This window comes from Streptomyces longispororuber (genome assembly GCF_014656095.1).
GTDB lineage: Bacteria > Actinomycetota > Actinomycetes > Streptomycetales > Streptomycetaceae > Streptomyces > Streptomyces longispororuber.
This window is the reverse complement of record NZ_BNBT01000186.1, coordinates 1-14,159: the sequence shown is the minus strand read 5'-3', so window position 1 is coordinate 14,159 and position 14,159 is coordinate 1. Positions and strand designations below refer to the sequence as shown.

13 protein-coding genes are annotated in these 14,159 nt (G+C 75.6%); 9 read left to right on the top strand and 4 right to left on the bottom strand.

What is annotated here, in order from left to right; translation table 11 throughout:
• Window positions 1-126: 126 nt before the first annotated feature.
• Complete coding sequence (yczR, locus tag IE330_RS34400; RefSeq protein WP_190140107.1) at window positions 127-1,620, bottom strand: MocR-like transcription factor YczR; 1,494 nt, start codon at window positions 1,618-1,620, stop codon at window positions 127-129.
• Window positions 1,621-1,740: 120 nt separating this feature from the next.
• Between yczR and IE330_RS34395 the strand changes: the two genes are divergently transcribed.
• Window positions 1,741-2,277 carry a universal stress protein gene (locus IE330_RS34395; RefSeq protein WP_190140106.1) on the top strand — a complete coding sequence of 179 codons (537 nt, stop codon included), beginning with the start codon at window positions 1,741-1,743 and terminating at the stop codon, window positions 2,275-2,277.
• A gap of 118 nt (window positions 2,278-2,395) precedes the next feature.
• On the opposite strand, the gene IE330_RS34390 is transcribed toward IE330_RS34395, so the two are convergent.
• A complete protein-coding gene (locus tag IE330_RS34390) occupies window positions 2,396-3,208 on the bottom strand; it encodes an IclR family transcriptional regulator (protein ID WP_190140105.1) in 813 nt (270 codons plus the stop codon).
• A gap of 371 nt (window positions 3,209-3,579) precedes the next feature.
• Here IE330_RS34390 and allB point away from each other — a divergent pair, with 371 nt between their 5' ends.
• Together allB and alc are read left to right on the top strand one after the other, a co-directional pair.
• A complete protein-coding gene (gene allB / locus IE330_RS34385; RefSeq protein WP_190140104.1) occupies window positions 3,580-4,917 on the top strand; it encodes an allantoinase AllB in 1,338 nt (445 codons plus the stop codon).
• A 5-nt stretch (window positions 4,918-4,922) separates the two neighbouring features.
• Window positions 4,923-6,035 carry an allantoicase gene (gene alc, locus IE330_RS34380; protein ID WP_190140103.1) on the top strand — a complete coding sequence of 371 codons (1,113 nt, stop codon included), beginning with the start codon at window positions 4,923-4,925 and terminating at the stop codon, window positions 6,033-6,035.
• A 180-nt stretch (window positions 6,036-6,215) separates the two neighbouring features.
• Here the strand turns inward: alc and IE330_RS34375 are convergent, their stop codons facing one another.
• Window positions 6,216-6,956, bottom strand: a complete 741-nt coding sequence (locus IE330_RS34375) for an SDR family oxidoreductase (RefSeq protein WP_190140102.1) — start codon at window positions 6,954-6,956, stop codon at window positions 6,216-6,218.
• Window positions 6,957-7,360: 404 nt separating this feature from the next.
• Here IE330_RS34375 and IE330_RS34370 point away from each other — a divergent pair, with 404 nt between their 5' ends.
• Both IE330_RS34370 and IE330_RS34365 read left to right on the top strand, forming a co-directional pair.
• Window positions 7,361-7,969: a dihydrofolate reductase family protein gene (locus tag IE330_RS34370; protein ID WP_190140101.1), complete on the top strand. Its 609-nt coding sequence runs from the start codon at window positions 7,361-7,363 to the stop codon at window positions 7,967-7,969.
• 266 nt (window positions 7,970-8,235) lie between these two features.
• A complete protein-coding gene (locus tag IE330_RS34365; protein WP_190140100.1) occupies window positions 8,236-8,667 on the top strand; it encodes a guanyl-specific ribonuclease in 432 nt (143 codons plus the stop codon).
• 30 nt (window positions 8,668-8,697) lie between these two features.
• Here the strand turns inward: IE330_RS34365 and IE330_RS34360 are convergent, their stop codons facing one another.
• Window positions 8,698-8,907, bottom strand: coding sequence for a hypothetical protein (locus IE330_RS34360; RefSeq protein ID WP_190140099.1), 210 nt, complete (start codon window positions 8,905-8,907; stop codon window positions 8,698-8,700).
• A gap of 322 nt (window positions 8,908-9,229) precedes the next feature.
• On the opposite strand from IE330_RS34360, the gene IE330_RS34355 reads away from it, so the two are divergent.
• The 4 genes from IE330_RS34355 to IE330_RS34340 all read left to right on the top strand — a co-directional run bounded on the left by IE330_RS34355 (window position 9,230) and on the right by IE330_RS34340 (window position 13,889).
• Complete coding sequence (locus IE330_RS34355; RefSeq protein WP_229926125.1) at window positions 9,230-10,426, top strand: sensor histidine kinase; 1,197 nt, start codon at window positions 9,230-9,232, stop codon at window positions 10,424-10,426.
• 129 nt (window positions 10,427-10,555) lie between these two features.
• The gene (locus IE330_RS34350) at window positions 10,556-11,887 is read left to right on the top strand and encodes a hypothetical protein (RefSeq protein WP_190140097.1); all 1,332 of its coding nucleotides are present in this window, start codon (window positions 10,556-10,558) and stop codon (window positions 11,885-11,887) included.
• On the top strand, window positions 11,884-13,161 hold the full coding sequence (locus IE330_RS34345) for a hypothetical protein (RefSeq protein ID WP_190140096.1): 1,278 nt from the start codon (window positions 11,884-11,886) through the stop codon (window positions 13,159-13,161). Before IE330_RS34350 ends, IE330_RS34345 begins: the two co-directional genes overlap by 4 nt.
• A 59-nt stretch (window positions 13,162-13,220) precedes the next feature.
• Window positions 13,221-13,889 carry a response regulator gene (locus IE330_RS34340; protein ID WP_190140095.1) on the top strand — a complete coding sequence of 223 codons (669 nt, stop codon included), beginning with the start codon at window positions 13,221-13,223 and terminating at the stop codon, window positions 13,887-13,889.
• The last annotated feature ends 270 nt before the right edge of the window (window positions 13,890-14,159 follow it).

Here is a 14,159-nt window from a genome sequence, read left to right as displayed (position 1 = left end):
TCTTCAGCCCGTCCGGCGTTTGAGGACGAGCGCGTCAGCGCGATTTTCGGGGGTCCAGGGGGCGGAGCCCCCTGGTTTCGGGAAGGGGTGGGATTGGGGAGCCCCCGGCAGGGCCCCCCCCCCGGGCTACGCCACCCAGTCGCCCGGGAGGGGCGGGGCCGAGGGCCCCGCGAGGTCGCCGGCCGCCGCGGCGGCGAGCCGCGCCACGGCCTCCTCCAGCCGCGCGGGCGCCACCGTGTACGGCAGCCGCAGCCGATGCTCGTGCGTCCCCGGGTCCGCCCCGAACCGCCCCCCGCCCTCCACCCGCGCCCCCCGCGCCACCGCGTCCCGCGCCACCGCCGAGGCGACCGGCGCGCCCAGGTCCACCCAGAGCGAGAGCCCGCCGGGCGGCACCTGCCAGCGCCACTCCGGCAGATGCCGCGCCAGCGCCGCGACGAGCGCCGCCCGCGACGCCCGCAGCGCGGCGAGCCGCTGCCGCAGTACGTCGTCCGCCCCCTGGAGCAGGTGCAGCGCGACGAGCTGCTCGATCACCGGGGTCGCCATGTCCGTGGGCACCCGCGCCATGGCCAGCTCCGTGATCAGCCGTGACCCGGCCCGCACCCAGCCGACGCGCAGCCCGCCCCAGTGCGACTTGCTCAACGACCCGACGGTGACGACCTGTTCGGCCACGCCGTGCGGGGCCAGCGACGCGAAGGGCGCGGGCGGCGGCACGTCCAGGGCGATGTCGGCGATGGTCTCGTCGACGAGCAGCCAGGTGCCCGTCGCCCGGGCGGCCTCCAGGATCCGTACCCGCTGCTCGTGCGCCATCAGCGCGCCCGTCGGGTTCTGGAAGTCCGGTACGAGGTAGGCGAGTCGGGGCGCCGCCTGCCGCAGCGTGGACTCCACCAGGGCCGTGTCCCAGCCCGCGTCGGTGACCGGCACGGGGGCCGCGCGCATGCCCGCGCGGCGGATCGCGTCGAGCGCGTTCGGGTACGAGGGGTTCTCCACGAGCACCCGGTCGCCGGGGCGGCCGAGCAGGGAGAGCACCAGGGACAGCGCGTGCTGGGCGCCGGTCGTGATCAGGATCTGGTCCGGCAGCGTCGGCAGGCCGCGGCGCGTGCAGCGCTCCGCGACCGCCGCCCGCAACTCCGGGAGCCCGTACGGGTGGTATCCCGGGGTGGGCGCGTGCAGCGGCAGCCGAACGGCCGCCGCCGCGAGCGCCGCGCCCAGCTCGGCCTCGGGGGCGGCGGGCGCCGCGATGGCCAGATCGATGACGTCGCCGCCGTCACCGTGGCCGCCGTCGCCGCCGACGGCGAAGGCCGCCACGTTCGCGGGGTGGCGGCCCTCCGGCAGCTCCGTCCACGTGCTCGCCCCGCGCCGGCTGCGCGCGAACCCGCTGTCGCGCAGCAGGTCGTACGCCGCGGTGACCGTGGCCCGGCTGACACCCAGTGCCGCGGCCAGCTCGCGTTCGGCGGGCAGCCGCGTGTGCAGGGGGACGCGGCCGTCGAGCAGCAGCGCCCGGATCGCCTGGGCGAGCGCGCGGTAGCCCGGGCGCCGCCCGGCCGTGTCGGTCACCAGACCCGCCAGCCGGGTCCCGCCGAGCCGCCGGTCCACGGAGGGGACCACCTGCACCTCAGCCATACCAGATCCTTCCGATTGGCCCTGCTGTCCAGGCCGGTCAGCGTACACACTCGTGATCAGCAGCCACTTTGGCCGGTCTTCAGGCCCGGAGGTGGCTGGGGAGACGGAGGAGGGGACGGCGTGGTGAGCGGCGAGCGGGACGGCGGCGGGGCGGCGGCCGGGCGGGTGGTGGTCGGCGTCGGCGGGACCGCGCCGGCGAGCCTGGCCGCGCTGCGGGCCGCGGCGGCCGAGGCGCTGCCGAGCGGGCGGCGGCTGGTGGCGGTCCACGCGTGGGAGCCGCCCGAGGGGGAGGCCCTGTATCTGCGCCGCCCCGACCCGGCGTGGGCGGAGCTCTGGCGGCGCGCGGCGCGGGAACGGCTCGCCACCGCCTTCGACGAGGCCTTCGGCGGGGCGCCGCCGGGGGTGGACGCGGAACGGTGCGTGGTGCGGGACCGGCCGGGGCGGGCCCTGTGCCGGGTGGCGTCCGGACCGGGGGACCTGCTGGTGCTCGGGTCGCGGGGGCGGCGGGGGCGGGCGCGGCGCTACGTCGAGGCCCGCGCGGGGTGCCCGGTGCTGCTCGTGCCGGTGCCGTCGCTGCCGCGGGGGGTGCGGAGGGCGCTGCGGCGGGTGACGGTGGCGGACTTCGCGGTGCGCCCCAGTCCCACCGCTTTCCCGTAACCAGGCCTTTCCCGTGACCAGGGGCCGCCGCCCCCGGACCTCGCTCTTTCGGCGCTCCGCGCCTCGCCCTCACCGCCGGACGGGCGGGAAACCAAAGGTGGCGGACGGGCCGGGGTGGTCAGGACGGTGGTGTCGACGTGGCCAGGGCCGTGGAGAGTTCCGCGGCCACCTGCTGGAGTACGGGGACGATGCGGCGGGTGGCCTCGTCGGTGACGCGGCCCGCGGGGCCCGAGATGGAGATGGCGGCCGCGGTGGGGGAGTCGGGCACGGAGACGGCGAGGCAGCGCACGCCGATCTCCTGTTCGTTGTCGTCGACCGCGTACCCGGCACGGCGGACCTCGTCGAGCGCGTCGAGGAAGCCGTCCGGCGTGGTGATGGTCTTCTCCGTGGCGGCGGGCATGCCGGTGCGGGCGAGCAGGGCCCGCACCTCCTCGGCCGGCGTGTGCGCGAGGAGCGCCTTGCCCACGCCCGTGGAGTGCGGCAGCACGCGCCGCCCCACCTCGGTGAACATGCGCATCGAGTGCTTGGACGGCACCTGCGCCACGTACACCACCTCGTCGCCGTCGAGGAGCGCCATGTTCGCCGTCTCGCCGGTCTCCTCCACGAGCCGCGCCAGGTACGGCCGCGCCCAGGTGCCGAGCAGCCGGGACGCCGACTCGCCGAGGCGGATCAGGCGGGGCCCGAGCGCGTACCGCCGGTTGGGCTGCTGGCGGACGTACCCGCAGGCGACGAGGGTGCGCATCAGCCGGTGGATCGTCGGCAGCGGGAGCCCGCTGCTCGCGGACAGCTCGCTGAGCCCGACCTCGCCGCCGGCGTCCGCCATCCGTTCGAGCAGGTCGAAGGCGCGCTCGAGGGACTGGACGCCGCCGCTCGCGGGCGCGGCGGTGGAGGACTTCGCGGCGTCGGTGGTGCTGGCGCTGGACGTCGGCACGGCGCGTTCCTTTCGACTGGCAGGCGGTAGGCAGCCTACCCGGCGCCGGGGGCGGCCCACCCGGCGCGGGCGGGGCGTCCGTGCCGGTCAGTGCGTGTTTGTCCGGTCTCCCGCGGGGCGCCCGGGCGCTTCTTGACGGTCCGCGTCGTACGTAGCTACGTTCTGGTGTGCGGAATTCTATTTCCACTTTGTGGAAACGTATAGACCCTTGACGGGGCCGGTGGTCGCGTGAAGACTCCTTCAACAGAACGTTGAATTCCGCTGGCCGGAAGGTCGGAACGCCGGCAGGCCGGAGGCAGGCGCGTCCGGCCGTGCGGCGGGCAGCCGCGCGGCGCGCGGTACAGGTGAAGAACAGGAAGAGAGGGGTCGCGGTGTCCGACGTCGAACTGGTGCTGCGCTCGACGCGCGTCATCACCCCCGAGGGGGAGCGCCCCGCGTCCGTCGCCGTCGGCGGCGGCACGATCGTGGCGGTACGCCCGTACGACGCGCCCGTGGAGCCCGGCGCCCGGGTCGAGGACGTCGGCGACCACGCCCTGCTGCCGGGCCTCGTCGACACCCACGTGCACGTCAACGACCCCGGCCGCACCGAGTGGGAGGGGTTCTGGACGGCGACGCGCGCCGCCGCCGCGGGCGGCATCACGACGCTGGTCGACATGCCGCTCAACTCGCTGCCGCCCACCACGACCGTCGCCCACCTGCGCACGAAGCAGGACGTGGCCCGGCCCAAGGCCCACATCGACGTCGGCTTCTGGGGCGGCGCCCTGCCCGACAACGTCAAGGACCTGCGGCCCCTGCACGACGCGGGCGTCTACGGCTTCAAGTGCTTCCTCTCACCCTCCGGCGTGGACGAGTTCCCGGAGCTGGACCAGGAGCAACTCGCCGCGTCCATGGGGGAGATCGCCGGTTTCGGCGGGCTGCTCATCGTGCACGCCGAGGACCCGCGCGAGCTGGCCGCCGCGCCCGCGCGCGGCGGCCCCAAGTACGCCGACTACCTGGCGACGCGCCCCCGCGTCTCGGAGGACACCGCCATCGAGGGCCTCATCGCCCTCGCCCGGCGCATCGGCGCCCGCGTGCACGTGCTGCACCTGTCCTCGTCCGACGCGCTGCCGCTGATCGCCGCCGCCAAGCGGGACGGCGTACGGCTGACCGTCGAGACCTGCCCGCACTACCTCACGCTCACCGCCGAGGAAGTCCCCGACGGCGCCAGCGAGTTCAAGTGCTGCCCGCCGATCCGCGAGGCCGCCAACCAGGACCTGCTCTGGCAGGCGCTCGCCGACGGCACCATCGACTGCGTGGTCACCGACCACTCCCCGTCCACCGCCGACCTCAAGACGCCGGACTTCGCCACCGCCTGGGGCGGCATCTCCGGCCTCCAGCTCAGCCTGCCCGCCGTGTGGACGGCGGCCCGGGCGCGCGGGCACGACCTCACGGACGTGGCGCGCTGGATGTCCGCGAACACCGCGGCCCTGGTCGGCCTCGACCGCAAGGGCGCCATCGCGCCCGGCCGCGACGCCGACTTCGCGGTCCTCGCGCCCGACGAGACCTTCACCGTGGACCCCGCCCGGCTCGAACACCGCAACCGCGTCACCGCGTACGCGGGCAGGACGCTCAGCGGCGTCGTGAAGTCCACCTGGCTGCGGGGCCGACGCATCGTGTCCGAGGGCGAGTTCACCGCCCCCTCGGGCCGCCTCCTGGAAAGGAACAACTGATCACCGTGACGGCGATACCCCGCTTCACCGGCGACGCCAGCCCCTACGGCGGCGGCGAGCCCTACGCCGACTACCGCACCGCCGACTTCCCCTTCACCCGGTACGCCAACCTCGCCGATCGGCAGCTCGGCGCCGGCGTCGTCGCCGCCAACGACGAGTTCTTCGCCATGCGCGAGAACCTGCTGCTGCCCGGCGCCGCCGAGTTCGACCCCGAGCACTTCGGCCACAAGGGCAAGGTCATGGACGGCTGGGAGACGCGGCGCCGCCGCGGCGCCTCCGCCGAGGAGCCCTGGCCCACCGAGGACGACCACGACTGGGCCCTCGTCCGGCTCGGCGCGCCCGGCGTCGTCCACGGCGTCGTCGTCGACACCGCCCACTTCCGGGGCAATTACCCGCAGGCCGTCTCCGTCGAGGGCACCGCCGTCGACGGCTCGCCGACGCCGGAGGAGCTCCTCGCCGACGACGTGAAGTGGACCGTCCTCGTGCCCCGCACGCCCGTCGGCGGGCACGCCGCGAACGGCTTCGCCGTGGACGTGCCGCAGCGGTTCACGCACCTGCGGCTCAACCAGCACCCCGACGGGGGCGTCGCCCGCCTGCGCGTGTACGGCGAGGTCGTCGCCGACCCCGCCTGGCTCACCGCGCTCGGCGCCTTCGACGTCGTCGCCCTGGAGAACGGCGGCCAGGTCGAGGACGCCTCCGACCGCTTCTACTCGCCCGCCACCAACACCATCCAGCCCGGCCGGTCGCGGAAGATGGACGACGGCTGGGAGACGCGGCGGCGGCGCGACCGCGGCCACGACTGGATCCGCTACCGCCTCGCCGGACAGGCCTCCGTACGCGCCCTGGAGATCGACACCGCGTACCTGAAGGGGAACGCGGCCGGGTGGGCGTCGGTGTCCGTACGGGACGGGGACGACGGGGAGTGGGTGGAGGCGCTGCCGCGTACGCGGCTGCAGCCCGACACGAACCACCGCTTCGTGCTGCCGGAGGCCGTGGTCGGCACCCACGCGCGCGTGGACATCTTCCCCGACGGGGGGATCTCCCGGCTGCGCCTGTACGGCGAGCTGACCGCGCGCGGCGCGGACGCCCTGCGGGCCCGCCACCGCGAACTGGGCTAGGCCTCGCGGGGGCGCCCCAGTCCCACCCCTTTCCCGAAACTGGGGCTCCGCCCCAGACCCCGCTCCTCAAACGCCGGAGGGGCTGGAACTGTCGCCGGGCGGCACTGGAGAGTTTCAGCCCGTCCGGCGATTGAGGACGAGGCCGAAGGCCGATGGACGGCCCGGGGCGCCCGCGCCAGGCTACGCCGCGTGGCCGCCGTCGACGGCCAGTTCCGCGCCTGTCACGTACGCCGCGTCGTCCCCGGCCAGGTACGCCACCAGGGACGCCACCTCCGCGGGAGCCCCGTAGCGGCCCAGGGCGGTGCCGGCCGCCTGGGCCGCTGCGTACGGCCCGTCGGCCGGGTTCATGTCGGTGTCGACGGGCCCGGGGTGCACGAGGTTCGCCGTGACCCCCCGCTCGCCCAGCTCCCGCGCCAACGCCTTGGTGAGCCCGATCAGCGCCGCCTTGCTGGTGGCGTACAGCGCCCCGCCCGGCCCGGGCACATGCTTCGCCATGCAGCTCCCGATGGACACGATGCGCCCGCCGCGCGCCATGCGCGCTGCCGCCGCCTGGGAGGCGAGGAACACCGCGCGGACGTTCACGTCGAGCACCCGGTCCACCTCGGCGAGGGTGACGGACTCCAGCGGGCCGACCGCCCCGACGCCCGCGTTGTTGACCAGGATGTCCAGGCGTCCGAGGTCGTCCGCCGCCCGCTCCACGGCGCCCACGGCGTCCCCGGCGTCCGCCGCGTCGGCCCGGATCGCGAAGCCGCGCCGCCCCGCGGCCTCGATCTTGGCGACGACCTCGCGGGCCGCCTCCTCGCCCTGGACGTAGGTGATCGCGACGTCGGCGCCCTCCTGGGCCAGGCGCAGCGCGATCGCCGCGCCGATGCCCCGGCTGCCGCCGGTGACCAGGGCCGTCCTGCCGGTGAGTGAAGACATGTCAGTACCGCTTCCGTGTGGTGGACAAGGGGTGTCGGTGGTGCGTCGGGCGCCTCGGCTTCCCGCCGTCCCGGCGCCGTTCCGTGCCGACACCCCCTATCGAAGCCGCGCCCGCGCTCCCGGGCTGGCGGGAAACGGACGGTGATCTGCGGCGGCGGACACCGGCCCCGGGCGGCACCGGCGCGCGGCGATGAGTTCCGGGCGGCCCGGAGGTCTGCACAGGTGACGGAACGCGGACGGCACCCGGCGGCGCGGCACGGAACGGCGCGCCGCACGAGCCCGAAGCGGAAGCCGCACGCGCAAGCCGGACGCGCGAGCCGGAAGCGGAAGCCGGACGAGCGCACCCGACGCGCGAGCCGGACGAGCGCGCCCGACGCAGGAGCCCGACGGAGAAGGCGGTCGCCATGAAGATCACGCTCACGCAGTTCCAGACGCTCGACGGCGTCGTCCAGGCCCCGGGCGGCCCGGAGGAGGACACCAGCGACGGCTTCGCGCACGGCGGCTGGTCCGTGCCGTACGCGGACGACGACTTCGGCCGTTTCGTCGCCGAGGTCTTCGGCCGCGTCGACGCCTTCCTCCTCGGCCGGCGCACGTACGAGATCTTCGCGGGGTACTGGCCCAGGATGACCGACCCCGCCGACCCGGTCGCCTCCCGGCTCAACGCGCTGCCCAAGTACGTGGCCAGCCGCACCCTCACCACCGCCGACTGGGAGGGCACCCGGGTCATCGGCCGGGACGACCTGGTCGCGGACGTCACCGCGCTCAAGGCGCGCCCCGGCCGCGAACTGCAGGTGCACGGCAGCGCGGGCCTCGCGCGCGGGCTCCTCGCGCACGACCTGGTGGACACGGTGCACCTGCTGACGTTCCCGGTGGCCCTCGGCTCCGGCAAGCGGCTGTTCGCCGGGGGCGGCCTGCCGACGGCGTTCCGGCTCACCGGGACCCGCACGACGTCCGAGGGCGTCGTCATCGCCTCGTACGACCGCGAGGGGCGCCCGGTGTACGGGAGTTACTAGCGCCCCCCCGCCGGTGCCGAAGCGCGGTGGGCGGCCGGGGCGGGTCGGGCAGAGGTGGCCGGGCAGGGGTGGCCCGGACGGGGGTGGCCGCAGCCGCTGCCCCGGCCGGTGAGCAGGGGCCGGCGTCGCGAGTCCCCCGCGCTCGCGTGAACTCCAGGGAACGCCCGTGAACGCCTCCGAACTCCCGTGAACCACAGGGAAATTCCTCGGGATGATCACAGGATTGTCATTGACACCTCAACCTCTACGCGCGTCACACTGGCCCCATGCGAATCCCCCCACGGATCACCCGAATCCTCAGTGTCTCCGCCCTCGCCACCACGCTCCTCGTCGGCGGCGCCGCCACCGGCGTCGCGGGTGCCGCGCCCCAGGCGGCGCCCGCCGCCGCCCCGGCCGGGTTCTCCGCCGCGGCGGTCGGCGAGATCTGCTACTCGGCACTGCCCCCGCAGGCGCACGACACGCTCCGTCTGATAGCGCGCGGCGGCCCCTTCCCGTACCCGAAGGACGGCACCGTCTTCCAGAACAGGGAAGGCGTCCTGCCCGAGCAGGGCAGCGGCTACTACCACGAGTACACCGTCAAGACCCCGGGCTCCCCGGACCGCGGCGCGCGGCGCATCGTCACCGGCGAGCGCCACCAGGAGGACTACTACACCGCCGACCACTACCGGTCGTTCGACCTCGTCGACCACGGCTGCTGACCGCCCGCCGCGGCTTTCGGCCGCCCGGGCTCAGCTCCGCCGACCGGTGCTCTCCGCCGCCGCGAACAGGGCGAGGGCGAGGACGACGAGCGCGATGCTCAGGTACAGCTCGTAGCCGTCGGCGAAACCCAGGTGCCGCACGACGCCCCAGCCGTGCAGCCAGCCGGTGAACTCCTGCACCAGCCCCGCGGCCCCCTGGAGCAGCAGGACCACGCCGAGCCATTCGAGTAGCTGTTTCATGCACCGGAGCCTCGCCCCGCGGACCCCCCGCGCACATCGGCCGCGGGGCGAGGCGTGGGCCGCCGCCCGGCCACCCCGCACCGGCCCGGGTGCGTCCAAAGTCGCCCGGGGCCCCGACTTTCGTAGACGATCACGGTCGGCGGGCGGGTGCGGGGCCCTGAGGTGCGTAGATTTGTCGACCGTGAACAACAGCGCCGACACGGAACCGGCGGCCGGCGCCGCGCGACCGGCCACCGACGCGGGACCCCCGGCAGCGGCGGGAGCCCCGGCCGCGGCTCCACGCCCGGCCGCGGCGGAGCCCGTCGTCCGCAGTACGTGGTTCCTGCCCTCGGCCGTCGCCGCCGAGCTCGACCCCGACCGGCACGACGGCCGGGCGCGGCGCGTCCGGCGCACCGTGCGCGACTGGGTCGTCGACTTCGCCTTCTTCCTGGTCGCCGTCGTCATCGGGCTGCTGATCGCGGACGGCGTCGGCAAGAACCCGAACCTGTCCGACAACATGAAGGCCGTCGACCAGCTCATCGGCGCCGCGTCCTGCGCCACCGTGTGGCTGCGCAGGCGCTGGCCGGTCGGCCTTGCCGTGGCGCTGCTGCTCATCGGGCCCGTGTCCGACTCCGCGGGCGGCGCGTCGCTCGTCTCGTTCTTCACGCTGGCCCTGCACCGGCCCTTCAAGTACACCGCCGTGGTCGGCGCCCTCTCCCTGGTGTCGATCCCGCTGTTCTTCTGGATGCGGCCCGACCCCGGCACCCCGTACCTGGTGTCGGTCGTGCTGACCTCGACGGTCACCCTCACCGTGCTGGCCTGGGGCATGCTCGTGCGCTCCCGGCGCCAGCTCCTCATCGCCCTGCGCGACCGGGCCCAACGGGCGGAGAACGAGGCGGCCCTGCGCGCCGAACAGGCCCAGCGCCTGGCGCGCGAGGCCATCGCCCGCGAGATGCACGACGTCCTCGCGCACCGCCTGACGCTCCTCAGCGTGCACGCGGGCGCCCTGGAGTTCCGGCCCGACGCGCCCCAGCGGGAGATCGCCCGCGCCGCCGGGGTCATCCGGGAGAGCGCGCACGAGGCCCTGCAGGACCTGCGCCAGGTCATCGGCGTGCTGCGGGGCGGCGAGGCCGACGCCTCCGGGCAGCCCCAGCCCACGCTCGCGGCCCTGGACGGGCTCGTCGCCGAGTGCCGGGACGCGGGCATGCGCGTCGTCCTCGACCTGCGCGTGCCGGACCCGAAGGCCGTCCCCGCCGCGACCGGCCGCACCGCGTACCGCATCGCCCAGGAGGCCCTGACCAACGCGCGCAAGCACGCGCCGGGCGCCGAGGTCGCCGTCACCGTCACCGGCACCCCCGACGAGGGCCTGACCGTGACCGTCCGCAACCCGCCGCCCCCGGGCGACGTCCCGCCCGTGCCCGGCTCCGGCCAGGGCCTCATCGGCCTCACCGAGCGCGCCTCCCTCGCGGGCGGGCGGCTGACGCACGGCGCCGAACCGGACGGCGGCTTCCACGTCGACGCCTGGCTGCCCTGGGCCTGACGCCCGCCCCGGCGCCCCGACTCTTTGCGCCGGCACCCCCGGCGCGTTTGCTCCGCCGCCCCTGGGTACGATCGGCCGCCACCCACAACGAGCAGCGGAGAGGCGGACATTGTGACGGGGGGAAGCCCGGTGGACGGTACCGACCGTCCACAGGAGGGCAAACGGTTCAGGAGCAGGTGGTCCGGGGGCAACCGGGTCATACGGGGGCGAGCGTTCCTCAGGTCCCGGCGCGGCGCGGTCGCCACCGGCACCGCCGTGGCGCTGCTCGCGGGCGGCCTCGGCACCTGGGCCACGGACACCTGGCCCTTCGACGGCCGCGACCGGTACTGCTGGGGCGCCTGGGAGGAGGACAGCGGCCCCGCCGTCCTCGGCGACGAGGCCTTCGAGGGCGAGGACGGCCACCGCCGTACGGCGACGGGCACCGCGCCCACCGCCGCCGAGCCGCGGGGGCGCTGCGTCCTCGCCGTGCGCTCCACGCACACCTTCAGCGACGGCGACAAGGGCACCCAGGACACCCGCGTCACGGTGACGTACGGACCGGCCCCCAAGGGGGCGGCCGACCGCGTCGAGTGGGCCGTGGAGTTCCTCGGCGGCCGCTCGGTGCCGCTGCCCGAAGGGCTGCCCGGAACCGTCAGCGGCTCCCACGGCCTGCTGGTCCTGCCCGAGCGCTGCGACACCCGCGACGGCCGGCCCACCGCCGTCACCCTGAAGGCCGAGGAACGCAGCCCGGAGGACGTCATCGGCAGCCCGAACCTCGGCGGCGCCGACGCGGCCGTCCAGCTCCTGCTGGCCGCCGCCGACCGGGGCATGCGGGCCGCGGGCTGCGCCCCGGCGAAGCCGCTGCGCGTCACCTCGCCGCTGCTCTCGCTGCCGGAGCGCGAGGACACCTCCTCGCCGTCCGCCGCCTGCCGCATCCCGGGCCTCGACGTCCGTGCGGACCTGAGCAAGGAGGCGGCGCTGCGCGTCCGCGACCAGGTCGGCGCCGTCACCGGCGGCCTCCAGGCCTGCTCCGTACGCATCGGCCGGTCCCTGCGGCTCGGCGAACGCGAGGACGCCCGGGTCTTCGACGCCCTCATGGTCCGCGAACCCCGCCTCGCCGCGCTCCTCGACGGCGTGACCGGCACCGGGCGGCCCGCCCGCGGCTGGCGCGGCACGGGCGTCCTCACCGACGACCACCAGGCCGTACGGGCCCGGTGCGCGGGCCGCCCCACCACGTTCCTGATGACCGGTTCGCCGGCGCGCGCGACCAAGCGCTACTTCGTCACCTTCACCGACGCGGTGACCAGCCGCCTCGGCTGCGCGCCGGTCGCACCGCGGGCCGGGGCCGCGGGGGCGGGGCCGTCCACCGCCGCGTCCGCACCGGAGTCCACCGCAGAACCCACCGCCGCATCCGCTGCCGAGTCCACCGCGGAATCCGCCGCCGAGTCCACCGCCGAATCCGCTGACGGGGAGAGCCGATGAGCGACGACGAGCCGACGACCGGCGGTTCCGCGTCCGGCGGCAGTGCGGGTACCAGCTCCCTCGGTGCCAGTACTGGTACTAGTACCCGTACTAGTACCAGTACCAGCAGCACCGGCACCGACGCGGGCACCGGCGGGGACGTCGCCGCGGCCGACGTCGTGTCCGCGCCGCGCCGGCCCTGGTGGCACTGGCGGCAGCTCACCCGCGGCCGGCTGCGGCCCGCCCTCGCCGCCGCCCTCGTCGGGGCGCTGCTCGGCGGCACGGGCGTGGCATGGCGGACGGAGACCGGCCCGTTCGCCGGGGAACGGGCGTGCTGGGGCGCCTTCGACGAGGACGACGTGGCCGACCTGTTCCACGGCAAGCGGGACGTCGAAACCGCGGAGATACCCGTCACCACCAGCAGGATCGGCTCCGAAGGACCGTCCGGGCGCTGCCAGTTGACGTCGCCGCGCGGCGCCCGGGTCACCGCCCGGCTGCACCAGCTCGACGTACGGTTCGGCGGTGCGGGCGACACCTGGGCCGACGAGTACCTGTCCGCGCGCATGACGCCCCTGGGCGGCGGCGTCCTCGGCATGGTGTCGGACACGCGCGCGTGGCTGGCGATACCCGAGGGCTGCGTCGGCAGGCCGGGCGAGGACCAAGGCCCGCTCGTCGTCGACATGGAGACGGGCTGGACCGTCCACGACGACGAGGTCGACACCGACGAACGCGCCCGGCTCGCCCGCGCCGTGGTGAAGCTCGCCAACGACTACATGCGGGACAAGGGCTGCACCCGCGCCCTCGCCGACCCGTCGGACCGGCTGTCCGCACCCGCGCGGTTCCTCGACGAGAGGAAGGACGCCGTCTGCGGCATCGAGGGCCTGCGCCTGCACGGCGGCCGCAAGCCCGACGGCTACCGCCGCCCGCTGGTCACCCGCGGTGCGGCGCCCGTCCGCACGTGCGACCGCGACGTCGTCTTCGGCCACCCGTCGCTGCGCCTGATGACGGTGGCGGACCCGCGGCTCGCCGCGCTCTACAAGGACCTGTCGTTCGACGGCGGCAGGCGGCGCGTCACGGCCGTCGGCGACACCAGGGAGTACTCCCGCGGCCAGGGCTTCCTCCGCGACGACATGGGCCTCTACCAGGCCGAGTGCCAGACCGGCGAGGTCACGTTCCTGGTCCGGGCCGACGACGGCGACCAGGCCGCCGACATCCGCGCGCTCCTGCCGCGGTACGTCGCGGCGGAGGCGGAGCGCGTGGGCTGCGGCCCGCTGCGCCTGAGGATGCCCGCGTGACCGGGGCGCGGCGCCGGACCCGGCCGGGGGCGGAACCGGGGCTCGTTACGGTAGGGCGCATGAAACCGATCAGGCTCCTGCTCGTCGACGACGACCCGCTGGTCCGCGCCGGACTCTCCTTCATGCTCGGCGGCGCCGACGACATCGAGATCGTGGGCGAGGCGGGGGACGGCAGCGAGGTCGCCGCGCTGGTCGGGGAGGTGCGGCCGGACGTCGTCCTGATGGACATCCGGATGCCGACGATGGACGGCCTCGCGGCCACCGAGGCCCTGCGCGGGCGCCCCGACGCGCCCGAGGTCATCGTCCTCACCACGTTCCACGCCGACGAGCAGGTGCTGCGGGCGCTGCGCGCCGGGGCCGCGGGTTTCGTGCTCAAGGACACCGCGCCCGCCGAGATCGTCGCGGCGGTACGGGCCGTGGCCGCGGGGGAGCCGGTGCTCTCCCCGACCGTCACGCAGCAGCTCATCTCCCAGGTGACGGGTGGCGGCCCCCAACTCGACCGGCGCAGACGGGCCCTGAGCCGCCTCGACGCCCTCGGCGAGCGCGAGCGGGAGGTCGCGGTGGCGGTGGGGCGCGGTGCCTCCAACGCGGACATCGCCGCGGAGCTGTACCTGAGCGTCGCCACGGTCAAGGCCCATGTCTCGCGGGTCCTTACGAAGCTGGAGCTGAACAACCGGGTGCAGATCGCGTTGCTGGTGCACGACGCGGGTCTGCTCGACGAGGCCTGAGCGGGGCCACCGCGGCGCGGCCCTTCCCCCACCCACCCGCCCTCCCATCGGCCTGGCGGCCTCGTCCTCAAGCGCCGGACGGGCTGGAACGGTCCGCCGGGCGCCGTCGTCGGCTGCCGGTGATCCACCGCTCCACGGCGGCTGTTCCCCCACCCACCCGCCCTTCCATCGGCCCGGCGGCCTCGTCCTCAAACGCCGGACGGGCTGGATGCGTCCCGCGTCCCACGGCCGTCACCTGCGGGCGTGATCGGCCTGGCGGCCTCGTCCTCA